Source organism: Streptomyces sp. NPDC085900 (assembly GCF_044540925.1).
Taxonomy (GTDB): domain Bacteria; phylum Actinomycetota; class Actinomycetes; order Streptomycetales; family Streptomycetaceae; genus Streptomyces; species Streptomyces gilvifuscus.
In genome coordinates, this window is the sequence record NZ_JBITSP010000003.1 from 384,620 (window position 1) to 405,552 (window position 20,933).

Below are 20,933 nucleotides of genomic sequence, written 5' to 3' on the forward strand. Positions count from 1 at the left end.
CCCTCACCCCTTCGCCGACGCGCTCGCCGACGGCTTCGCTCCCTTCCTCAGGAAGCCCATGTCCTCGTACACCGGCGTCTGGAAGCCGAAGGCGCCGGTGTTGACGAGGGTTTTGCGGGCCGCCGTCAGCTGGGGGCGCTGGTAGAGGGGGATGGAGCCGGCCGCGGCCCAGATGCGGGAGTCGGCCTTGCGGATCAGGGCGTGGTTCTCGCCGCTGTCCAGCGTGGACGCCGCCTGGTCGAAGAGCTGGTCGACCTGGTCGGTGCCGACGCGGGTGTAGTTCTGCTCGACGTTCAGGGAGCCGTCGGCGGCCGGGACCGGCTTGGCGTAGATGGGCCGGGCGTCGGTCGCGGGGAAGGCGGACGCGGGCCAGGAGTACAGGGCGAGGTCGTACTCGCCGCTGGCGATGTGGTCCTTGAAGTAGCTGTCGTCGGAGACCTTGGTGATGTCGGTACGGATGCCGACCCGCGCCAGCATGGTGCCGATCCGCTCGGCGACGGTGCGCAGGGTCTCGGAGCCGGGGCCGGAGGGGATCACGAAGCGCAGGACGAGCGGCTTGCCGTCCTTGGCGAGCAGACCGGAGGAGGCGCCGGCCGGGGCGGCCGTGCCCTTGGGGGCGTAGGCGCCGGCCGCCCCGCCCTGCCGCAGGTGCCCGTCGCCGTACTGCTTGCCGTCCGCGAGGTGCTTGGCCCCGTCCTCGCCGCCGCGGTCCTTGCGGTCGTCCGCCTTGTTGTCCTCGCCCACGATGTAGGTGCCGTCGCTGTCCTCGGACGTCTCCCGCGCCTTCTTCCCCTGGCTGCCCGCGGCCTTGTCGCCCTTCTTCTTCTGCGGCTTGACGGGACCGCCGCGCACCCATCCGGCGTCGGCGAGCAGCGCCTGCGCCTCCGCGGTGTCCTGGCCTCCGATGGCGCCGCTGTTGTCGGCGTAGGCGGCCTGTCCGGCCAGCGCGAGGTGGCTGCCGACCGGCTGGGCGGGCAGCCCGAGCGGCTTGAGGACGGTCTCGGCGAGGGCCTTGCGGTCCAGGGCGCGGGCGACGGCACGGCGGACGCGTTCGTCGGCGAGGGGGCCCGCGGAGCCGTTGAGGGCGAGCTGGGTGTAGGCGGGCTCCAGCGACTTGCGGACCTCGAAGCCGCGCAGGTTCGCCTGCTGCTTCTCCTTCCGCTCGAGCTGCCTGAGCCGCTTCTTCAGGGCGCGCAGCCGGCTGTCGGACAGTTCGCCGTCGTGGGCCCGCACCCAGGAGCGCAGCGACTTGGCGGCGAGGCGGCCGCCGCCGGGGCCGAGCAGTGGGGAGGCGCCCTGCAGCGGGGTGCTCGTGCCCTTGGCCCGGGCCGCGAGGTCGATGCGTTCGGCGTCGGCGGGGTCGATCTCGGCCAGGTCGATCTTCCCGGCGGCCAGCACTTCGGCGCGCTTGTCGCGCGCCACGGCCTCCAGGTCGATCTCGGAGAGCTTGGCGGGGTGCCCCCACCAGCGCGGGTTGCGGACGAGGGTGACCCGGTCGTCCTTGCGGTCGACCTTCTGGACGGCGAACGGCCCCGCGGTGACCTTGAGCGCGCGGCGGGCCCCGTCGTTGAAGGAGTCGGGGGTGCCCATGACGTCCTTCGGGTACAGCGGCGAGAACAGCGACTGCCAGTCGGCGTACGGCCGGGCGAAGGTGACCTTGACCTGGAGGTCGTTGGCCCCGCGCTCGATCTTCTCGATGCGGTCGTAGCCGGCGTTGCGGGCGGTCCAGTAGGCGCCGTCCTTGCCGGACAGGGCGCGCCACTGGGCGGCGAAGTCGGCGGCGCCGATCTCGCGGCCGTCGCTCCACACCGCCTGCTGGTTCAGCTTGTACAGCACGACCTGCTTGGGCTCGGTGTCGACGACCTTGGCGGACTCCAGGTAGTCGGCGTTGCGCACCGGGCGGCCGGCCGCGTCCTGCCGGTACATGGACGGCAGGACGGCCTGGGCGATCCGGCCGGTGACGGCGTCGGCGTCCGACTGGAAGGTGTTGAGGGTCTCCGGCACGTCGTCGACGGCCCAGCGCAGAGTGCCGCCGTCGGCGACCTGGGCGCGGGCGGCGGGGGCGATCTCCGGCCCGGCCAGCGGCTTGCCCGACTCGTCGTCGGAACCGCATCCGGCGAGCAGGGGCACCGCCAGGGCGCCCGCGGTGAGGAAGGCTACCGATCGCGTCACTGCGCGCGGTCCGACGCCGTCGTGGGACATCTCTGGTTACCTCCGGGGAGCCGCTCCCGCCCAAGCCGTGAATAAGGCTTCTGATCACATTTGGCGGTATTTTGGAGTTGATCAGATCTACGGCACCACTGAAGAGGAAAGGGTTCGCCTGCCGGGGGCGACACGGCGGCGGGGCGGCCAAGGCCACCCGATGGGCGCAACGCGCATCCCGGCGCACAAGAAGCGCATGCGGGCGTGCACTGGAGGCGTGCAATCCGCCAATCGCTGCACATCCCTTCCCACCGACAGGTGTGACGCGCAACACTCGCAGGCGCATGAACGTTGCCACCTGAGGCCCGCAGGGCCCAAGGAAGTGAGGTCACGTCATGTCCGTGCAAGACGACCTGACGTCAGTCCAGCGCTGCCTCGACGACCTGAGCCGGTCGGTGGGCCGCCTGGAGCAGCAGCTCGGCAGCGGTGGCCTGGACATACGTCGTGTCCGCGCCGACGCGGACCACCTGCGCGAGAGCGTCGCGCTTCTGCGCGCCTCGGCCACGCTCCAGGCCTCCTCGCGCAAGCCCGAGCTCGTCACGATCCCCGACCAGCCGTACGACGACACTCAGTGGACGGACTGCGACGACGAGGGTCTCGGCGCGCACCACGGGCCCGAACACCGCCGCTGAGCAGCACCCCCGAAACCGACCGGAGTCAAGAATTGGCCACTGGTACGGAACCACATCTGAACAGCGGCGGCGTACGCACCGGTACGCGCGCCGCGATCGGCGCCCCGCATCTGCGCACCGACCGCTGGTGGCTGGCCCCCGCCGCCACCGCGGCCGGTCTGCTCGCCTTCATCGTCTACTCGACGTGGCGGGCCTTCGCGAACGCGGACTACTACTCGGCGCCGTACGTCTCGCCGTTCTACTCGCCGTGCCTGGCGGAGAACTGCAAGAACATGCCCTCGGGCCCCAACGCCGACCTCTTCGGCAGCTGGTGGGCGATCTCCCCGGCGATCATCATCCTGATCTTCCCGCTGGGCTTCCGCCTGACCTGCTACTACTACCGCAAGGCCTACTACCGGGGCTTCTGGGCCTCGCCCCCGGCCTGCGCGGTCGCCGAACCGCACAAGAAGTACACCGGCGAGACCCGCTTCCCGCTGATCCTGCAGAACATCCACCGGTACTTCTTCTACGCGGCGATCCTGGTCGCCGGCGTGCTGACCTACGACACCGTGCTGTCCTTCCGCGACACGGACGAGAACTGGGGCCACATGGGCCTCGGGACGGTCATCTTCCTGATCAACATCGCGCTGATCTGGACGTACACGATCTCCTGCCACTCCTGCCGGCACATCGTCGGCGGCAAGCTCAAGCACTTCTCCAAACACCCCGTGCGCTACAAGGCGTGGCAGTTCGTCGGGAAGCTCAACGCCCGGCACATGCTGCTCGCCTGGGCGTCGTTGGTGAGCGTGGCACTCGCCGACTTCTACGTCTATCTGCTCGCGTCCGGTGCCTTCGACGATCCGCGCTTCTTCTGACTGAGATGAGTGGGGCCTAACTGATGTCCGTGGTCGACCGCCAGGAGTGGGACGTCGTCGTGGTCGGCGCCGGGGGCGCGGGCCTCCGAGCCGCCATCGAGGCGCGCGAGCGAGGCGCCCGTACGGCCGTGATCTGCAAGTCGCTGTTCGGCAAGGCGCACACGGTGATGGCCGAGGGCGGCATCGCGGCCGCGATGGCCAACGCCAATCCGCACGACAACTGGCAGGTCCACTTCCGCGACACCATGCGCGGCGGCAAGTTCCTCAACCAGTGGCGGATGGCCGAGCTGCACGCCCAGGAGGCCCCGCAGCGGGTCTGGGAGCTGGAGACCTGGGGCGCCCTCTTCGACCGTACGAAGGAAGGAAAGATCTCCCAGCGCAACTTCGGCGGTCACGAGTACCCGCGCCTGGCGCATGTCGGCGACCGGACGGGCCTGGAGCTCATCCGCACGCTCCAGCAGAAGATCGTCTCCCTGCAGCAGGAGGACAAGAAGGAGACCGGCGACTACGAGTCGCGGCTGAAGGTCTTCCAGGAGTGCACGGTCACCAGGATCCTGAAGGACGGCTCGCGGGTCTCCGGGGTCTTCGCGTACGAGCGCGAGACCGGCCGTTTCTTCGTCCTCGAAGCGCCCGCCGTCGTGATCGCCACCGGTGGCATCGGCAAGTCCTTCAAGGTGACGTCGAACTCGTGGGAGTACACGGGCGACGGCCACGCGCTGGCGCTGCTGGCGGGCGCGCCCCTGCTGAACATGGAGTTCGTGCAGTTCCACCCGACGGGCATGGTCTGGCCGCCCTCGGTGAAGGGCATCCTCGTCACCGAGTCGGTCCGCGGTGACGGCGGGGTGCTCCGGAACTCCGAGGGCAAGCGGTTCATGTTCGACTACATCCCCGACGTCTTCAAGGAGAAGTACGCGGAGTCGGAGGAGGAGGGCGACCGCTGGTACGAGGACCCGGACAACAACCGGCGGCCCCCGGAACTGCTGCCGCGTGACGAGGTGGCGCGCGCGATCAACTCCGAGGTGAAGGCCGGCCGCGGCTCGCCGCACGGCGGTGTCTTCCTGGACGTGTCGACGCGTATGCCGGCCGAGGTCATCCGGCGCCGGCTGCCGTCGATGTACCACCAGTTCAAGGAGCTGGCGGACGTCGACATCACGGCGGAGCCGATGGAGGTCGGCCCGACCTGCCACTACGTGATGGGCGGCATCGCCGTCGACTCCGACTCGGCGGCGGCGCGCGGGGTGCCCGGGCTGTTCGCGGCCGGCGAGGTCGCGGGCGGCATGCACGGCTCCAACCGCCTGGGCGGCAACTCCCTCTCCGACCTGCTGGTCTTCGGACGCCGGGCCGGCTGGCACGCGGCCGAGTACGCGACGGGGCTGACCGGGGCGCGCCCCCCGGTGGACGACGTACAGGTGGACACGGCGGCGGCGGAGGCGCTGCGGCCGTTCTCCGCGGAGGGCCCGGCGCCGGGTGAGGACGACGGCAGGCCGCCGGAGAACCCGTACACCCTCCACCAGGAACTCCAACAGACCATGAACGACCTGGTCGGCATCATCCGCCGCGAGGGCGAGATGGAGCAGGCCCTGGAGAAGCTCGCGGAGCTTCGCGTACGGGCCCGCAGGGCCGGCGTCGAGGGCCACCGCCAGTTCAACCCCGGCTGGCACCTCGCCCTGGACCTGCGCAACATGCTGCTGGTCAGCGAGTGCGTGGCCCGGGCGGCGCTGGAGCGCACCGAGTCGCGCGGCGGCCACACCCGCGAGGACTTCGGGGCGATGGACCGCAAGTGGCGCAACATCAACCTGCTGTGCCGGCTGACCGACCCCACGGGAGGGCTGGCCGCGACGGATCCCGTCCGCGGCCAGATCGAGCTCACCCGTGAGACCACCGAACCCATCCGCGCCGACCTGCTCGCCCTCTTCGACAAGGAAGAGCTGGTCAAGTACCTCGCCGAAGAGGAGCTGTACGAGTGAGCAGCTACAAGGCCCGCTTCAAGGTGTGGCGGGGCGATGTCAAGGGCGGCGGCCTGGAGGACTTCGAGATCGAGGTCAACGACGGTGAGGTGGTCCTCGACATCATCCACCGCATCCAGGCCACCCAGGCGCCCGACCTGGCGGTCCGCTGGAACTGCAAGGCGGGCAAGTGCGGTTCCTGCTCGGCGGAGATCAACGGACGGCCGCGGCTGATGTGCATGACCCGCATGTCGGTGTTCACGCAGGAGGAGACGATCACCGTCACCCCGCTGCGCGCCTTCCCGGTCGTCCGCGATCTCGTCACGGACGTCGGCTTCAACTACCAGAAGGCCAGGGAGGTCCCGGCCTTCGTGCCGCCCGCCGGTCTCGGTCCCGGCGAGTACCGGATGATGCAGGAGGACGTGGACCGCTCGCAGGAGTTCCGCAAGTGCATCGAGTGCTTCCTGTGCCAGGACACCTGCCATGTCGTGCGGGACCACGAGGAGAACAAGCCGGCGTTCGCCGGGCCGCGTTTCCTGATGCGGGTCGCTGAGCTGGACATGCACCCGCTGGACGCGGCCGCCGACACCGGCCTGGACCGCAAGAAGACGGCCCAGGACGAGCACGGCCTCGGCTACTGCAACATCACCAAGTGCTGCACGGAGGTCTGCCCCGAGGGCATCAGGATCACGGACAACGCGCTGATCCCCCTGAAGGAACGGGCCGTGGACCGCAAGTACGACCCGCTGGTGTGGCTGGGCTCGAAGATCAGGAGGCGGTCCGCAGCGGACTGAGGGCGCGGGTCGGGTGCTGCCGGGTACGGCTCACCGGACCCAGTCCTCCTCGTACGCCGTCCAGTCCGCCTCTGTCGCCGCGAAGTCGACGTACAGGGCGACACCGAAGCCGGGGCGGTGCGCGTCCGTGCGGGACAGGCCGAGGCGGACACCGCGGACGGCGGCGGGCACGGTCTCGGCACGCGCCCAGTGGCCGAACCGGTTCTCGTGGTAGAACGGCAGGCCCATCAGCAGGTCGGTGGAGTCCGGGGTGACCTCCAGGGCCAGCGAGGTCTGCTGCGCCACATAGCCGCCGTACAGACTCCGCAGCGGCTGCATGGTGTCGTACGACATCACGGCGATCTGGCCCACCCGGCGCGCGACCTGCCCGAAGTACGCCTGCGACCACCACTTGGGGTGGCCGGTGACCGTGCCCCAGAAGGAGTGGAAGCCCGGCAGCGGGTCGATCTGGTGGGCGGCGACGGAGAGCACGGCGCCGTGGGCGCGGGTGACGCGGTGCAGCGCGTCCAGGAGGGCGAGGTAGTTCCGGTCGCCGGAGTGCAGGGGTTCCAGGTCGAAGTGCGCGCCGTCGAATCCGGCGGCCAGGATCTGCCGGGTGGAGGCGACGACGGCCGCGCGGGTCGCCGGGCGCTCCAGATGCATCGCGTACGGCTTCTCGGGGGCGACCTCGTCGCCCAGCCAGGCCTGCACCCGCAGCCGCGGGGCCTTCTGCCGCAGGCTGTCGACGAGCCAACGCGCCTTCGAGTAGGCCGACTTCGGCAGTGTGCCGTCGTGCTCCAGGGGGCCGGCGTGGACGTACAGGTCGCGGACGCCGGTGTCCCGCAGCCGGCGGGCGAGGGCGGTGACGTCCGCGTCGGTCCTGCGCCCGTCGACCCAGGCGTGGCCGAGCCAGAGCGCGTCGCGGTCGCGGGTGCGGGTGCCCTCGGCCGGATCGCCCGTGTAGTTCACGCGCAGGGTGACCTCGGCGGCCAGCAGCGGGAGGAGCACGGCGAGGAGGACACCGACCGTGATCCGACGGACCCGCCGGGCCCAGCGAGGCCACCGGGGCAGCCGGGCCCAGCGGCGGCGTCCGGTGGTCTCCTCGCCGGTGTCCTCCGTGCGCTCCGCGGTGTCCATCCCCTTGGCCCCCTCGCCCGCCCCGTACGCCGCCCCTCCCCCACCCCGGACGCATACCGGTCGCGGGCCCGCATTCCTGCCCATACGCTCCGGAATGTGACGTCATCCTTGATCCGGGGACGGCCGCGGCGGGCCTCGCCGTCCCACATATCCGTGCGGGTCGTGCACACCCTGGTGGGCGGACTGGCCGGGGTGGTGTGGCTGGTGCTGCCGGGGATGACGATCAATGCCGCCGTCCCGGTTCCGGACACACGTAGGCATCCGCCGGCCGCGAGCGCGAGCCTCGCCGCGCGGGACGAGACGTCGACAACCGATCTGGTCCTGCCGCTGGCCGTCGTGGGGGCCGTGGGGATACTCGCCGGCTACGGGTACGTACGGCGCGCCCGCCGGAGCCGGACCCGTACGACACCCGCCGGGGGCGACCTCGTGCCCGCCGCCCTGCCCGACACCTCCGAACTCGACGGACGCACGCGCGCGTTGCTCGCCGAGGCGGACGACCGGGTGCGGGCGGCCAGGGAGGAACTCGGGTTCGCCGGGGAACGGGCGGGCGCCGAGGCCGTAGCGCCCTTCGCGCGCGCCCTGGAGAGCGCCGAGGCCGAACTCTCCGCCGCCTTCCGGATGCGGCAGCGGTACGACGACGGGGTCCCGGACGACGGCACGGCCCGCCGGCACACGCTCGCCGGGATCGTCGGCCGGTGCACCGAGGCGGTCCGGCGCCTGGACGCGGAGAGGGAGGCGTTCGACCGGCTGCGCGCTCTGGAGGGCGACGGGCTGGGGCCGGCGCTGGAGATCGCGGAGGCCCGCTTCCGCGACCTCACCGGCCGTACCGCGGCCGCGGAGGCGACCGTCGCCGACCTCACCGGCCGCCACGGCCGCACCGCGACCGCCTCCGTCACCGGCCACGTCGAACAGGCCAAGGACCGGCTGGTGTCCGCCACGACCCGCCTCAACCAGGCCCGTCAGAGCTCCGACCTGGGAGAGGCGGAGCAGGCCGCGCAGCATCTTCGTACCGCCGAGGAGGACATCGCCCTGGCCGCGTCGCTCGTCACCGGCATCGACCGCCTCGACTCGGCCCTGACCTCGGCCGCGTCCCTGGTTCCGGCCGCGCTCACGGGCGCCGAGGCGGCACTCGCCGGGAGGCGGGACCCCGCGGCCGACCGGGTGCTGGCCGCGGTGCGGGAGGACCTGACCGGCGGGCCGTACGATCCGCTCGACGCCCTGCGGCGCATCGTGCGGGCGGTCGGCGCTCCACCGGACGGTGTGCTGTCGGCCGCCGCGTGGCTGGTCGCGCGCGCCTCCGTCACCACCGCGGACGACTTCGTCACCACGCACCGGGGGCTGGTCGGCGCCGAGGCCCGCACCCGCCTGGCGGAAGCCCGCAGACTGCTCCTCACCCAACCACCGGCGGCGGACACCATGGCCACACAGGCACTGCAACTCGCCCACCAAGCGCCCCCATAGCGGCGCGGGGAACTGCGCGACCAGCCACTACCGGCACGCAACACCACCGGCCCCAGCCCAAGCGCCCCCTCAGGGGCGCGAGGAACCGCGCGACCAGCCACAACGGGCCCGCGCTGTCTCCCGCCCTGCCGGACGCGACTCAGAACAGGCTCAGCAGTGCCTCCGCCGGGTCCGTGAGCCCCGTCTCCCCGTCGGGCAGCGGCAGTTCGAACCAGACCGTCTTGCCCCGCGGGGTCCGCCGCGACCCCCAGGCCGCGCTCAGCAGCCCCACCAGCTGAAGCCCTCGGCCGCCCTCGTCCGTGTCCCGGGCCCGCCGCCGGCGCGGCTGCACCAGCCCCGAGTCCCACACCTCGCACACCAACGTCCGGTCGAGCAGCAGCCGCAGACGGATCTCACCCTCGCCGTACCGCAGGGCGTTCGTCACCAGCTCGCTGACCAGCAGCTCCGTGGTGTCGACGAGCGGCTCCAGGTCCCACGACAGCAGCTGACCGCGCGCGTACTCCCGCGCCCGCCCGACACTGCGCGGCTCACGCGGCAGCGTCCAGTCGCCGACGGAGTCGGCCGGCAGCCCCTGGACACGGGCCATCAGCAGGGCGATGTCGTCCTCGCCGTGGTGGGTGTCGAGGGTGGCGAGGACGTGGTCGCAGACGTCCTCCAGGTTTCGGTGGGTGCCGGCGCGCGGCGCCGTCGCCGAGGGCTGGTCGGGTGACGGGTGGGCGGGGTCGGTCAAGGCGCCGACGAAGGCCTGGAGGCCCTCGTCCAGGGGGTGATCGCGGCTTTCGACCAGTCCATCCGTGTAGAGCGCGAGCAGGGCGCCTTCGGGCAGCTCGACCTCCACCTCCTCGAAGGGCTCACCGCCGACGCCGAGCGGCATCCCGGGCGGCACGTCCAGCATCAACGCGTCCTCGCCCGGCTCGACCAGCACCGGCGGCAGATGCCCCGCGTTGGCGAACGTGCAGCGGCGGGTCACCGAGTCGTAGACCGCGTACACGCAGGTCGCGAGGTACACCTCGGAGAGGTCCGCCTCGCGCGGGCGGCGGGCCGCGCGGGTCGCCTGCTGGACACCGCCCGGCGCGCCGAGGCCCCGCGCGATCTCGTCCAACGCGCTGAGCACCTCGGCCGGTTCGAGGTCGAGCAGGGCGAGCGTTCTGACCGCGGACCGGAGTTCGCCCATGGCCACCGCGGCGCGCAGCCCGCGGCCCATGACGTCGCCGACGACCAAGGCCGTGCGGTGACCGGGCAGTTCGATGACGTCGAACCAGTCGCCGCCGACCTCGCTGGGGCGGTCGGAGGAGGAGTTGCCGGGCAGGTAGCGGCAGGCGATGTCGAGGCCGGCGGCGACCGGGTCGCCCGGCGGGAGCAGCGAACGCTGCAGTATCAGCGCCCGTTCGTGCTCGCGGCGGTACAGGCGCGCGTTGTCGATGCAGACCGCGGCCCGGGCCGCCAGCTCCACCGCCAGATCACGGTCCCGGTCGCCGAACGGCTCGCTGCCCTTGGTCCGGGCGAACTGCGCGAGTCCTACGACGGTGTCGTGGGCGACCATCGGGACGGCCAGGGTGGACTGGACGAGGCCGCCCTCCTCGGCGGGCACCAGCTGGGGGCGGGCGGTGCGCATGGCGTCCGCGCAGGGCGAGTTGAAGGGGTAGTGGTGGACGGCGCCGACCGCGACGGGCGGCCCGGAGCCGATGAAGGGGGCGTCGGAGACCGCGCTGGCGAAGGCGACCCGGCGCAGCTCCGCGCTGCCGTCGACGAGGCCCGGCGGGGTCTCGTCGCCGGCCAGCAGCCCCTGGTAGAGGTCGACCGTGGCGAGGTCGCAGAAGCCGGGGACGACGACGTCGAGGAGTTCGCGGGCCGTGGTCTCGAGGTCGAGGGAGTTGCCGATGCGGGCGCCGGCCTCGTTCAGAAGGGCGAGATTGCGCCGTGCGGCGGCCGCCTCCCGGGCGGCGGCGCGACGGGAGGTGATGTCGATTCCGAGCCAGGCGATACCGATGGGGCGTCCGGAGCCGCTGTGCACCCGGTAGAGGTTGACCGACCAGTGCCGGCGTTCCTCCGAGCCCGGCAGGAAGCCCGTGACGTGCATGTCCGTGATGGAGTCGCCGGTCTCCAGGACCCGGCGCAGGGTCGCGGCGACGCGTTCGGCCTCCGGGCTGCGCAGGTAGTCGTGGACGCCGCGGCCGCGGTGGTCCTCTGGCGAGCTGCCGTAGGCGCCGCCGAAGGTCTGGGCGAACTGCTGGTTCGCGCGGCGGATCCGCAGATCGGGGTCGATCAGCAGGAAGCCGAAAGGGGATTGACCGAAAATCGACTGCGAGGCGGCGAGGTCGGTCTCGATGCTGCGCAGGGTGCGCACGTCGACGACGATGCAGACGGCGGCCTTCTCGCCCTCCTCGGTCCGCGTCGGCATGACGTAGACCTCGGCCAGGCCCTCCTTCTCGTCCCCTTCCCCGGGGGTCCCGGGCGTCCGGAACGGCACCACGCCGGTCCACTCCCGGCCGTCGAGGATCTCGGCCATCTTGCGCTGGCCGTGCTCGCGCAGGTCGGGGTCGACGAACGCCTTGATGGGGTCCATGCCGAGGGCGCGCCGGGCGGGGATGCCGAAGAGCTGTTCGGCGCGCAGGCTCCACTGGTCGACGAGGCCGTCGGGGCCGATGGAGAAGGACGCGACCTTGATGTAGTCGTAGATCGAGCCGGGCGGGCTGCTCTGCCACATGGCGTCGGCGGTGGGCTCGTCCCCGAGGCCGGTGTCGCGGGTCGCCCGGTCGCGGGAGGACAACCCGCCGGACGAGGACGGCCCGGGCCCGCCCGTCGTCGCGCGGGTCGTGTCCGCCGCGGCATCGCCCGCGGCACTCCTCCTCGCGCCGTCCGACGGGTCCTCGGACTCCGTGGCCTTCGCTGGTATCTCGCTCACGCGAACCGTCCCCTCCAGCTCACCGCGCCCGGTACCGGTCACCGGGGGCGGCTGCCCGCAGTATCCAGCACTACGGCGCCGCACAACACGGTGTTCACGATCACAGCACGTTCCCGGCGGTTTTCGGTCCCGGCCGTGACAACACTTCCAGTCTTCTAACCAGCGGACACGGCGTCGAACCACACTCTCCGACAACCGTCGACGGGGCCGTCCCCGCGATCGACACGAGGGGCGCCCGCGTACAGCGTCCAAAGGCCCTATCCGGGCACCGCCAGTTCGAACCACACGGTCTTGCCCGCCTGTCCGGGCCGGGTACCCCAGCGGCGGGACGAATGAGCGACCAGTTGCAGGCCGCGGCCGCTCTCGTCCTCGGGGTGGGCGGCGCGCTCGCGGGGCGGGTCCGGGAGCGGGTCGGAGACCTCGACGAGGAGCACGCCGGGGAGGCCGGCGGGCCGGACGAGGCGGACGCCGATGGGTCCGGTGGCGTGCCGCAGGGAGTTGGTCACGAGTTCGCTGACCAGCAGGGCCGTGAGGTCTCCCAGGGTGTCCAGGTCCCAGCTGTGCAGTTGGCCGCGGACGGCGGTGCGGGCGGTTCTGACCGCGCCGGGGTCGGCGGGAAAGCTCCACTCGGCACAGTCGCCGTCGGTGTCGATCACGCCGATCACTTCCCGGGCCAGATGCTCACCCCATGTCATGTTTTTTGGGGTTAATGGGCACATACCCGATATCGAGGTGCGAGTACCGTCGAGTGGGGCGCACTGTGGCACGAACGGCGTAGCGGGGGTGCGGGGCTCAGCCGCCGGTCACCTCGCGGACGGCTTCCACGTCCTGGTCGAGCCAGTCGACGTCCCAGATCTCGTCCGGGCCGAGCCAGCGCAGTTCGTCGTGGTCCTGAAGCGGCTCGGGTGCCGGGGATCCGGGGAGCAGACGGGCCGTCCAGACCTGGAGGACGTACGGCGGCTTCAGCGGCCACTCGCCCGTCGCGCGCGCCAGTACCTGCGCCTCGACGCCCAGTTCCTCGCGCAGTTCCCGCACCAGGGCCACGTCGGGCGCCTCGCCGTGCTCCACCTTGCCGCCGGGGAGTTCCCAGCGTCCGGCGAGGGAGGCGGGAGCGCTGCGGCGGGCGGCCAGGAGGCGGGGGCCGTCGAACAGGGCCGCGCCCACCACCACGATCCGATCCGTCATGCGCGGGAGCCTACGGCACCGGGATCAGTTGACCGTGCTCGCTCCGTGCTGGCCGTTCTGGGCGATCCGCTCGACCCAGTAGAGCTGTTTGTGACCGCGGTCGTCGAGGCTGTCCGCGATCTTCTGGGCCTCGGCGCGGGTCGCGTACCGGCCCACTCGGTAGCGATTGCCGTTGTCGTCCTGTCGTATGACGAGCCAGGGAAGAGTGATCGTGCCGTCGTTCACCGCGCTCCACCGCCCCCGCCCGCTAAGGAAACCGCAATCCGCATATGCCCGAGCCTACGCCTTCGCTTCACGCAGCGAACACGGCTTTTCACAAAGAGGTACGCAACCGGCCAGACCGAAGGGGGCGCACGACGCCGGATGCGCCGTCCGTGCGTGGCGACGCATCCGGTCAGGGGCACTCCGGACATGTATGGGGACCACCTGCGAAAACGGCCAGATTCCACCGGCGCGCGGGCGGCCGTGAGCGCCGCCGGAGCAGGCCCCCGAAGGGGCGCTTCCGGGGGTAACAGCCGTAAAGGTGTGCGCTACTTCACCGGGAGGTGGTACGCGACCCGGTAGCGGTCGGCCGGGACGACCACGTCGGCGGTCTCCACGGGGCGGCCCGAGGCGTAGAAGGTCCGCTGGACGACGAGGACGACATGACCGGGGACGCCACCGAGGGCGAGGAGTTCCTCGGCGAGGCCGGGGCGGGCGCCCACCTCCTCGGTGACGTTGTCGACGATCACGTCGATCGCCGCCATGCGCTCGACGACGCCCATGCCGCCGAGCGGGCCCTCCTCGGGCAGCATCACGGGGGTGCGGCCGGTGACCGCGAGGGGCTCCCAGGAGGTGGAGAGCATCATCGCCTCGCCGGCGTCCCGGAAGACGTACCGGGTGCACATCACCCGGTCTCCGGGCTTGATGGACAGCCGCTCGGCGATCGCGCCGCCGGCCTCGGTCTGCTCGCTGCGGGACTCCCAGGTGCCGCGCGAGTCGCCGTCGGCCTGTTCCTGCCGGAAGGGCGTCGCCCCGCCCGACGGACGGAAGCCGGAGCGGGCGATGCTGCGGGGCACGGGCCGCTCGCGGACGTACGTGCCCGAGCCCGAGCGGCCCTCGACCAGGCCCTCGGCCATGAGGACCTTGCGCGCCTCCAGGGCCACGGTGTCCGAGACGCCGTACTCCTCGCGGATTCTCGCCTGGGAGGGCAGTCGGGTGTGGGGTGGCAGTGAACCGTTGACGATCTTCTGGCGGAGATCACCCGCGACACGCAAGTACGCCGGCTGCTCACCGAAAGTCACTGGCCACTCCCATCAGGTTGTACAGACAGCAACAGCCTGGCAACCGTGGGTTCCGCCATGCAAGCAAAGGCCAGGGAATCACTCGATGTGATGACATGTGCCGGGTGAGGGCTTTACGCAGGCACTTTCTCCCCGCTATAGCCGCCGTCACACCTCCAGTTCGGAAGTGTCTCCTCCGCCGCTCCCTCCCCCGTCCCTCGCGTCGCCCGAAGGCGGGGTGGTGGCGAGACCCAGAGCCTTGCGGGCGGTGACGGACCTGCCGGGGGTGGACAGCACCATGATCCGGTCGTAAGCGGCGTAGAAGCCGTCCGCGTCGGTCGCCGCGGCGGCCCGGGCCCACTGCTTGCGGATGGTCTCCACCTCCTTGGCGACGGCCGCGACCGGGCCCCTGGCAGCGGCCGGCCAGGTGTGGCCGCGCAGCGTCCGGGCCTCCTCGTCGAGCGCCGCCGACATCCGGGCGGCCCAGTCGGTGCTCCCCGGCAGATCGTCGTCGGGGCCGTGGACGGGCTGGGTGTCCAGGGCCTTGTTCTCGATGTTGACGGCGTCGAGGTAGGCGATCTGGTCGGCGTCCAGCGAGCGTCCGTCGTTGCGCAGCGAGCCGGTCAGGCTCCCCCCGTCCTCCGTGCTGCCGAACACGCAGGTGACCTCACGGTCGCCGTAGCGCCAGCTCTGCCGCGTCGGCGTGAGGTAGTACACGTCGACGTCCGCCGGCACGGCCCAGACGTCCATGGCGTAGACGTAACGGAGCGCGTAGCAGCGGGTGTCGGCGATGCGGGTGACCTTCTCGTCGCCGGGATAGGCGGCGGAGCCGGACATCTTGAAGGCGGCGAAGACCTCGCCGTCGTGCCGTCCGGCGCAGGGCACCTTGTCGACGTCGTAGGCCACGCCCTCCAGGGACCCGTCCGGCGCGTCGAAGCACTCGCCCTTGGTGAGCGTGTAGGCGCTGCCGTTGTCCTGCGCGGCCTCCTTGAAGCCGGACCAGAACTCGGAGATGCCGTTCGTGGCCAGTACCAGTACCCACAGGGCGAGTCCGACCGACGACAGGACCGACCCGGCGATCGCCATGCCCTTGCCCCGCTCGCCCTTCCTGCGGATCTGCCCCAGCGCGATCAGCCCGAACAGCAGCCCGAGGGCGGGGACGCAGCAGAGGATGCCCAGGACCAGGGAGGCGATGGCGAGGGCGTTGACCGGGGCGGGGCGGTTGTACGGGCTGTAGCCCTGGCCCCAGGGCTGGTACTGGTACGGGTGCGGATACGGCGGCTGCGCGGAGGGCTGGGGCTCCTGAGGCTGGTGGGGCCCTGGGGGCGGCGGTATGGACACGGGTACCGTGCTCCTGGTTCGGGCGGCGCTGCGGGAGCTGCGCGGAGGGGTGCGGAGATGTACGTACCGACCGGCCTTGCGGGAGCGGTGTACGGCTGGGCGCATGGTAAGCGCGGGGCTGGTGGGGGCGGAATGCGGATCACGAATCAGACGATCCGGGCGGTCAACGACCTGACCGCGCGGTGGGCGGCGGTGGCGCCCGGCGGCACGGTGTTCTCCGCGGCCGGGGTGTGGCCGCTGCTCGGCCTCCTGGCCGACGGGGCCGGGGGCGCGGTCCGGGCGGAGCTCGTGGAGGCACTGGGTGTGCCCGACGGGCAAGCGGGCGCGGCGGCACGCGAGTTGCTCGGGGCGATGGGCGCGATGCGCGGCGTCGACCGTGCGCTCGGGCTGTGGACCCGGCGGACGCTGGAGCTGCGGAAGACCTGGGAGGCGGGGCTGCCGGCCGGGGCGCACGGCGTGCTCACGGCGGACCCGGTCGCCGACAAGGCGGCACTGGACGCGTGGGCGGCCGAGCGGACGGGCGGGTTGATCAAGCGGATGCCGGTGGCGCTGTACGAGGACACCGAGATGGTGCTGGCGAGCGCGCTGGCACTGCGGACCCACTGGCTGCGCCCCTTCACCGAGAGCGTGACGGAGCCGGAGGCGGGTCCGTGGTACGGCCGGACCCTGCTGGGGCTGCGCCGGCGCACCGAGGTGCTGGACCGGATCGGTGTGGCCGACACGCGGTGGGGGCACGTCACCGAGCTGAAGGTGCTGGGCGACAACGCCGTGGACGTCCATCTGCTGCTCGGGGAGGAGCGGATGACGGCCGGGCAGGTCCTGGCGGCGGGGGTGGACGTCCTGGCGCGCAGGTGTCCGGTCCTGCCGGGGCCGGCGCTGCCGTACGGGGAGGCCGGGCCGGGGCTGCGCGTGGTGAGGGAGCGGTCCTCCAGGCCCGTACCGCCGTCGCTGGACGTGGAGACCGTGGCGTTCGGGGTGACGGCCGAGCACGATCTGCTGGCGTGGCCCGAGGTGTTCGGGCTGGGTACGGCGATGCAGGAACACCCGTCCGGCCACTTCCCCGGGATCAGCGCCGACCCGCTGTTCGTCGGGTCGGCCCGGCAGTCGGCGATGGCCCGGTTCTTCGCCCGCGGCTTCGAGGCGGCGGCGGTGACGGCCTTCGGCATGCCGGGGGGCGCGATGTCCCGGCTCCGCTGGACGACCACCGTCGTCGAGGCCGTCTACGACCGCCCCTTCGGCTTCCTCGCCCTGCACCGCCACTCCCGGCTCGTGCTGGCGGCCGGGTGGGTGACGGACCCGGAGCCGTATCCGGAGGACCCTCAGTACGACGAGGAGTACCCCTAGGTCTAGGGCCGCTCCCTCTCCAGGATCTCCACGCACCGCCCCAACAGGCCCGCCAGGGCGGTTCGTTCCTCGTCCGTGAACTCGGCCGCGAGGGCCCGCTCCACGCGTACGGCACGGGCGTCGGCGTCGGCCATGACCGCGCGGCCCTCGTCGGTGAGGCGGGTCTCCAGCACGTTCCTGTGCCACTCGTGCTGGGTGCGCTCGATGAGGGCGCGGTCCTGGAGGTTGTTCAGGACCGTGTTCATCGTCGGCGGGGTGACGCCGCACAGGCGGGCCAGGGCCGCCGCCGAGATGCCGGGGTTCTCGGAGAGGTGGAGCAGCGCCGAGTACTGGGCGACGGTCACGCCCGCGGGTTTCAGGACCGCGGTCTTGGTCGCGTTGAGAGCCTGTTCGGCCCGCTTGATGTGGGAGCCGAGGCGCTCGGACACGGGCATGGACGTCATCTGCGCATGGTAACGGCCCCTTTCTGTGATGAGACCGAGCTGAGTGATTAATGCATTGACGGATATTAGAGCTCTAACTTAGGTTCGTGCACTGAAGGTAGTGAGAATCCGAAGTGAGAGGCACCGACGTGTCCCGTTCGATCCATCGCCGTACCTTTCTGACCACCACAGCCGCCGCCGCGCTGGCCGTCACCGTGGCGGGCCCGGCCCGGGCGGCCACCGCGCCGCGGATCTCCACGGCGTTCACGCTCCCCGACGACCGCGCCTATCCCGAGGGCATCGCTCTCGACCCGCGGACCGGCGACGCCTACGTCGGCTCGTACACGACCGGCGCGGTGTACCGTGCCGCGCGCGGCGGCCGCGCCGCCGAGGTCTTCCTGGCGGCCGGCGCGGACGGCCGCACCACAGCCAACGGCCTCAAGGTCGACCGGGCCGGGCGGCTGTGGGTCATCGACTCCACGGCCGGGGTGGACGTCTACGAGCTGCCCGGCCGCACGCCGCTCGCCCGGCTCACCGTCCCCGGCGGCGGCCCGTCCTTCGTCAACGACCTGGCGCTCGGGCCGGACGGCACCGCCTATCTGACCGACAGCTCCCGGCCCGTGGTCTACCGCGTCACCCCGGCCGACCTCGCCCGTGCCCGCCGCGGCGGCGGTGCGACGCTGGACGCCGCGTACGACCTGAGCGCCGTGGCGGATCCCGACGGCCTGTTCCTCAACGGGATCGTCGTCGACCCGTCGGGTCGGCACCTGTTCGTCGTCGGCATGACCGGCGGCGGCCTGTACCGGGTGGACACCGCGACCGGCTCCGTGCGCCAAGTCGCCCTGCACGGCGGCGACCTGACCCACGGTGACGGGCTGGAGCTGGCGCACGGCACGCTGTGGGCGGCGCAGAACGCCGTCAACACCCTCAGCCGGTGGCGGCTGGCCCGGGACGGCGCCTCGGCCCGCCTGGAGCGCCGGTTCACCGACTCCGCGCTCCAGGTCCCGACCACGCTCGCCCGGGTCCACGGCCGGCTGCTGGTCGTACGGTCGCAGTTCGACAAGGGCGGGCCCATGGGTCCGGGGGTGCCCGAGGAGCCGTTCACCGTGGCGTGGGTGGACGGCATCTGACGGTCACCCGGCCGCTTCGGCCGCCAGTCTGCGCTGCTCCTCCTCCACGATCCGGCGGGCGATGCCGGTGTCCGAGACGTCGATCGCGTCCGGGGTGGCGTCTGCGGTGTCGCTGCGGCGGGCGTAGGCGTCGAAGAGGCGGCTCTTGTCGTTCAGGATGCGCAGGAGGCGTTCGTCGACGCTGTCGGGGGACAGCAGGCGGTGCACCTGCACCGGGCGGACCTGGCCCATGCGGTGCGCGCGGGCCACGGCCTGGTGTTCCAGGGTGGGTTTGACCTGCGGTTCGCACAGGATCACCACGGACGCCGCCTGGAGGTTGAGGCCGGTGCCGCCCGCCTCGATCTGCGCGAGCAGGACCGCGTGGCCGTCGGCCGCCGTGTAGTCGTCGACCAGGCGCTGACGGCGGGCGGCGGGCACGTTGCCCGCGATCGGGCCCACGGGCGTGCCGTCCAGGGCCGACCCGACCGCGGCGAGCACGTCGCGGAAGTACGAGAACACCACCACCTTCAGGTCGTTCGCCGCCGCGTCCGCGACCAGTTCGCGCAGCCGCTGCAGCTTCGCGGACTTCTCCGCGTCGGCGTAGGCGGCCCGGCGCATCGCCATGAAGTTCCCCGCGGCGACCGCCGTGCGGTAGGCGTCCTCGTCGGCCGCGCTGAACTCCTCCCACTCGTCCACCTGGAGCACGGCGGGGAGTTCGGTGAGCACGTCCTGCTGGTTGCGGCGCAGGTAGGCGGGGGCGACGGCTCTGCGGAAGGCGTGCGGGCCGGCGACCGCGTCGCTGTCGCGGATCCCGGGGAGCAGTTCCGGCCGCAGGTGGCGGACGAGCGTGCGGAACTCCTCGACGCGGTTCTCCATCGGGGTTCCGGTGAGGAACAGCACGCGGTCGCAGGTCTTCGTCCAGGCGGCGATCGACCTGGTGCGGCGGGTGTCGGGGTTCTTGACGTAGTGCGCCTCGTCCACGACGAGCATCCCGGGTCCGGTGCCGTCGTCCGGAACGGGCAGGGTGTGCAGCAGGTCGAAGGTGGTCAGGGCGACGCCGCCGCGCTCGCGCCACTCGGCGTACGCGTCCTGCCGGTCCGGGCCGTGCACCGGCACCGCCCGCAGCGTGCTGCGGGAGCGGATCTCCCGGGTCCAGTTGATCAGCACGCTCGCCGGGCACACCACCAGGAAGTGGGTCTGTCCCTCGGCCGCGAGGTGGGCGAGCGCGGCGATGGCCTGGACCGTCTTGCCCAGGCCCATCTCGTCGCCGAGGACGACGCGGCGCTGGGCGAGGGCGAAGCGGGCGCCGAAGGACTGGTAGCCGCGCAGGGAGACCCGGCGGTGGGTGTCGTCGAGGGGCTGTGCGCGGACCCGCTCGGCCACCTCCGACGGCAGGAAGCCCTCGGCGGCCGCCTCGTCCGTGCGGTGGGCGGAGACCTCGGCGAGTTGGCTGTAGTACTCGGCGGAGCGCAGTTCGAAGTCGACCCAGGCCTCGATCTCGTCGGCCGGCCCGCGCAGCAGGTCGGTCGAGGCCTGCACCAGCTTCAGCCGGGTGCCCTGTGCCTCCGCCTCGGCCGCCAGCGCGCGCAGCCGGGCCGTCGCGACAAAGGCGGCCTCCCTGCGGCGGTGGCCGGCGAGTGCCAGGCGGAGCCGGCCGGTGGCGGGGCGGGCTGCGGGCAGCAGTCCGGCCAGCTCGCCGTCCAGCCGCCCGGCGGTGTCGACGGCCTTGCGCAGCTCCGGTCCGGCCTCGACGAGCCGGTGCAGGGCGACGACGAGGGCCGTGGTCCGGGGTTCGGGACGGTCGACGTCGATACGGACCGAGACCGTCTCCGCGACGGCCGCCGCGATCTGGTGGGCGGCGGCGAGGGCCTGGTCGGCGGTCTGGGCGCCGACACCGGGGAGCCGGCGCAGCTCGAAGCGGCTCGCCTCGTGCACCGACCGCACGGTGGTGAAGCCGGCCGCCTCCACGGCCGCCAGCCGCAGTCTGCCCTCGGTGGCGTCCTTCAGCCGGGCGACCGGGATGGACTCCAGCTCCCGGGCGACCAGTTCGTCCCTGAGCGGCGCCAGGGCGGAACGCACCGCCTTCAGGGCGCGGGCGTGATCGTCGAGTACGGCACGCGCGGCCTCGTACAGCCGTGTGCCCTGCTCGCAGACCTCCCGGGCCCGCCGCCCCACGGGCGCCGCCTGCACCTCCCCCACGCCCACCCCGCCGCCCCTCCCGCGTCACCGGTCCCACTGCCCACATCCTCGCACCGGGCACTGACAACCGGACACGGACGACGGAAGGAGGCCTGGAGGCCGGGGAACCCTGACGTGCGATCAACTCCGGGGCGCCACAATGCCCCCGGCTGTACCCTTGT

17 protein-coding genes are annotated in these 20,933 nt (G+C 72.3%); 7 read left to right on the plus strand and 10 right to left on the minus strand.

Going from position 1 to position 20,933, the window contains the following annotated elements; all coding sequences use genetic code 11:
- Positions 1–3: 3 nt before the first annotated feature.
- A complete protein-coding gene (locus ACIGDI_RS11145) occupies positions 4–2,202 on the minus strand; it encodes an ABC transporter family substrate-binding protein (protein ID WP_399893850.1) in 2,199 nt (732 codons plus the stop codon).
- A gap of 335 nt (positions 2,203–2,537) precedes the next feature.
- Between ACIGDI_RS11145 and ACIGDI_RS11150 the strand changes: the two genes are divergently transcribed.
- Genes ACIGDI_RS11150 through ACIGDI_RS11165 form a run of 4 tightly spaced genes read left to right on the plus strand, consistent with a single transcriptional unit; the run spans position 2,538 to position 6,428 of the window.
- Complete coding sequence (locus tag ACIGDI_RS11150) at positions 2,538–2,834, plus strand: hypothetical protein (RefSeq protein ID WP_399893853.1); 297 nt, start codon at positions 2,538–2,540, stop codon at positions 2,832–2,834.
- A gap of 32 nt (positions 2,835–2,866) precedes the next feature.
- A complete protein-coding gene (locus tag ACIGDI_RS11155) occupies positions 2,867–3,688 on the plus strand; it encodes a hypothetical protein (protein ID WP_399893856.1) in 822 nt (273 codons plus the stop codon).
- A gap of 23 nt (positions 3,689–3,711) precedes the next feature.
- Entirely contained in the window at positions 3,712–5,655 is a 1,944-nt protein-coding gene (locus ACIGDI_RS11160; RefSeq protein ID WP_399893859.1) for a fumarate reductase/succinate dehydrogenase flavoprotein subunit, read from the plus strand.
- Positions 5,652–6,428 (plus strand): succinate dehydrogenase/fumarate reductase iron-sulfur subunit, encoded by a 777-nt coding sequence (locus tag ACIGDI_RS11165; protein WP_200704867.1) that lies wholly within the window; start codon positions 5,652–5,654, stop codon positions 6,426–6,428. The genes ACIGDI_RS11160 and ACIGDI_RS11165 overlap by 4 nt, the downstream gene beginning before the upstream one ends.
- A 30-nt stretch (positions 6,429–6,458) precedes the next feature.
- On the opposite strand, the gene ACIGDI_RS11170 is transcribed toward ACIGDI_RS11165, so the two are convergent.
- Positions 6,459–7,544, minus strand: a complete 1,086-nt coding sequence (locus ACIGDI_RS11170) for a hypothetical protein (protein ID WP_399893862.1) — start codon at positions 7,542–7,544, stop codon at positions 6,459–6,461.
- Between the two features lie 96 nt (positions 7,545–7,640).
- On the opposite strand from ACIGDI_RS11170, the gene ACIGDI_RS11175 reads away from it, so the two are divergent.
- On the plus strand, positions 7,641–9,005 hold the full coding sequence (locus ACIGDI_RS11175) for a hypothetical protein (protein WP_399893865.1): 1,365 nt from the start codon (positions 7,641–7,643) through the stop codon (positions 9,003–9,005).
- 139 nt (positions 9,006–9,144) lie between these two features.
- Here the strand turns inward: ACIGDI_RS11175 and ACIGDI_RS11180 are convergent, their stop codons facing one another.
- From ACIGDI_RS11180 to ACIGDI_RS11205, 6 genes are all read right to left on the minus strand, one after another.
- Positions 9,145–11,910: a SpoIIE family protein phosphatase gene (locus ACIGDI_RS11180; RefSeq protein ID WP_399893868.1), complete on the minus strand. Its 2,766-nt coding sequence runs from the start codon at positions 11,908–11,910 to the stop codon at positions 9,145–9,147.
- A gap of 257 nt (positions 11,911–12,167) precedes the next feature.
- The gene (locus ACIGDI_RS11185; protein ID WP_399893871.1) at positions 12,168–12,605 is read right to left on the minus strand and encodes an ATP-binding protein; all 438 of its coding nucleotides are present in this window, start codon (positions 12,603–12,605) and stop codon (positions 12,168–12,170) included.
- 97 nt (positions 12,606–12,702) lie between these two features.
- Positions 12,703–13,095 (minus strand): (deoxy)nucleoside triphosphate pyrophosphohydrolase, encoded by a 393-nt coding sequence (locus ACIGDI_RS11190; RefSeq protein ID WP_399893874.1) that lies wholly within the window; start codon positions 13,093–13,095, stop codon positions 12,703–12,705.
- Positions 13,096–13,119: 24 nt separating this feature from the next.
- Complete coding sequence (locus tag ACIGDI_RS11195; protein ID WP_200704955.1) at positions 13,120–13,320, minus strand: SPOR domain-containing protein; 201 nt, start codon at positions 13,318–13,320, stop codon at positions 13,120–13,122.
- Between the two features lie 305 nt (positions 13,321–13,625).
- Entirely contained in the window at positions 13,626–14,378 is a 753-nt protein-coding gene (locus ACIGDI_RS11200) for a GntR family transcriptional regulator (protein WP_399893877.1), read from the minus strand.
- Positions 14,379–14,525: 147 nt separating this feature from the next.
- A complete protein-coding gene (locus ACIGDI_RS11205) occupies positions 14,526–15,698 on the minus strand; it encodes a DUF4190 domain-containing protein (protein WP_399893880.1) in 1,173 nt (390 codons plus the stop codon).
- Positions 15,699–15,830: 132 nt separating this feature from the next.
- Here ACIGDI_RS11205 and ACIGDI_RS11210 point away from each other — a divergent pair, with 132 nt between their 5' ends.
- Positions 15,831–17,042 carry a serpin family protein gene (locus ACIGDI_RS11210; RefSeq protein WP_399893883.1) on the plus strand — a complete coding sequence of 404 codons (1,212 nt, stop codon included), beginning with the start codon at positions 15,831–15,833 and terminating at the stop codon, positions 17,040–17,042.
- A gap of 2 nt (positions 17,043–17,044) precedes the next feature.
- Here ACIGDI_RS11210 and ACIGDI_RS11215 read toward each other — a convergent pair whose 3' ends face one another.
- Positions 17,045–17,485, minus strand: a complete 441-nt coding sequence (locus ACIGDI_RS11215) for a MarR family winged helix-turn-helix transcriptional regulator (protein WP_272177153.1) — start codon at positions 17,483–17,485, stop codon at positions 17,045–17,047.
- Positions 17,486–17,613: 128 nt separating this feature from the next.
- Here ACIGDI_RS11215 and ACIGDI_RS11220 point away from each other — a divergent pair, with 128 nt between their 5' ends.
- Positions 17,614–18,594 (plus strand): SMP-30/gluconolactonase/LRE family protein, encoded by a 981-nt coding sequence (locus ACIGDI_RS11220; protein ID WP_399893888.1) that lies wholly within the window; start codon positions 17,614–17,616, stop codon positions 18,592–18,594.
- Positions 18,595–18,597: 3 nt separating this feature from the next.
- Here the strand turns inward: ACIGDI_RS11220 and ACIGDI_RS11225 are convergent, their stop codons facing one another.
- Positions 18,598–20,763, minus strand: coding sequence for a DEAD/DEAH box helicase (locus tag ACIGDI_RS11225; RefSeq protein ID WP_399895230.1), 2,166 nt, complete (start codon positions 20,761–20,763; stop codon positions 18,598–18,600).
- Between the last annotated feature and the right edge of the window lie 170 nt (positions 20,764–20,933).

Bases quoted from the DNA above. Each gene is read 5' to 3' on its own strand.
- ACIGDI_RS11185 (WP_399893871.1), bottom strand. From the start codon at position 12,605: ATGACATGGGGTGAGCATCTGGCCCGGGAAGTGATCGGCGTGATCGAC.
- ACIGDI_RS11210 (WP_399893883.1), top strand. From the start codon at position 15,831: ATGCGGATCACGAATCAGACGATCCGGGCGGTCAACGACCTGACCGCG.
- ACIGDI_RS11170 (WP_399893862.1), bottom strand. From the start codon at position 7,544: ATGGACACCGCGGAGCGCACGGAGGACACCGGCGAGGAGACCACCGGA.
- ACIGDI_RS11190 (WP_399893874.1), bottom strand. From the start codon at position 13,095: ATGACGGATCGGATCGTGGTGGTGGGCGCGGCCCTGTTCGACGGCCCC.
- ACIGDI_RS11160 (WP_399893859.1), top strand. From the start codon at position 3,712: ATGTCCGTGGTCGACCGCCAGGAGTGGGACGTCGTCGTGGTCGGCGCC.
- ACIGDI_RS11215 (WP_272177153.1), bottom strand. From the start codon at position 17,485: ATGACGTCCATGCCCGTGTCCGAGCGCCTCGGCTCCCACATCAAGCGG.
- ACIGDI_RS11145 (WP_399893850.1), bottom strand. From the start codon at position 2,202: ATGTCCCACGACGGCGTCGGACCGCGCGCAGTGACGCGATCGGTAGCC.
- ACIGDI_RS11150 (WP_399893853.1), top strand. From the start codon at position 2,538: ATGTCCGTGCAAGACGACCTGACGTCAGTCCAGCGCTGCCTCGACGAC.